This is a genomic window from Monashia sp. HAY1-5C, from assembly GCF_056755255.1.
Window position 1 is genome coordinate 1 of sequence record NZ_JBPGXG010000266.1, and the last position, 1,165, is coordinate 1,165.

1 protein-coding gene is annotated in these 1,165 nt (G+C 72.3%); it reads right to left on the reverse strand.

Annotated elements, in window-relative coordinates; translation table 11 throughout:
* On the reverse strand, nucleotides 1-962 hold a 962-nt coding region (locus ACR9ZK_RS21560; RefSeq protein WP_481344009.1), incomplete at its 3' end, for a type IV toxin-antitoxin system AbiEi family antitoxin domain-containing protein.
* Nucleotides 963-1,165 lie beyond the last annotated feature (203 nt).

A 1,165-nucleotide genomic window follows, 5' to 3' on the forward strand; every position in this document is an offset into this window, starting at 1 on the left:
TCCGTCGTCGGCAGCGTCAGATGTGTATAAGAGACAGGAGCCGGGCGGGCGGCTCGGATCCTCGCACCCAGCAGCCCGGGGCGGTCGAGCTCGGACCAGATGACGCGCTCGAAGGGGTACCCGAGCCGGCGCACCCGGTCCTCCCGGCGCTTCTCCAGCCAGAGGACCTCCGCGGGGTCGTCCGGCTGTTCGTCGGACCGGTCACGGACCCGGCCGTACTTGACCTCTCCGTCGAACTCCAGCACGACGCCCTCGACGACGAAGTCGACCCGCGCGACGAACCTGTCGGCGTCCGTGATGACGACCTGGCTCTCGTGTGACAGGCCGAGGTCCTGCAGGATCATCCGGGTACGCGACTCGCCGACCGACTCGGCTCCGGCGTCCATGCGCAGCACCGCGTCGAGAGCCCGACGCCGGCCCTCGTGCGGGGAGACCCTCGCCACCTCGTCGAGCAGCTCCGGCATCGTCACCGTGCCGGCCCGCAGGGCGGCGTCGCCCGCCACCACCGCGCACTCGGCGCCCATGGTCAGCGCCGTGCCGACGACGGCCCTCGCGGCGGAGACCACCGGAACACCCAGGAATGTCGGGGTGGCCACGCCGCGCCGGGGCCACACGGTCACGTCCCGACGCCTGACCACTTGGCGCCCCGCGCCGACGAGGTCGATGCGGCTCAGGTCCGCGGACCACAGCGGAAGGCGGTGCACGGCCAGGGCCGCGTGGTGGCTCAGGGCCTCGCCGGGCCGGGTGCGGGCGACCGCCATCGCGGCCAGCCGGTAGCGCCCGACGCGGTCGGCCGCGTGCAGCAGGTCTCTGCTCACGTAGGCCCCGCGCCGGACGCGGACGACGTGTCCGTGGCGTACGGCGTCACGCAAGGCGATGGCGTCGACGCCTCTCGCACCCGCCTCGGCGGCGGTGAAGACGCCGTGCTGTTCACCCGCCAGGGCCTGGAGTCGAGGGTCCATCGAGCGATCGTCGCGCTGCGACACGGACGGCGCATCGTCCGAGCAACCGCCTGTGGACGGCACGGCCCGCCGCCACCCCCTGTGGATCACCCGCAACACACCGAGCAGCTGCCAACCCACGCCAGGAACACCTCGCACGAGTTGGCAGGTGCTCGGTGTGTTGCACCTGTCTCTTATACACATCTGACGCTGCCGACGACGGA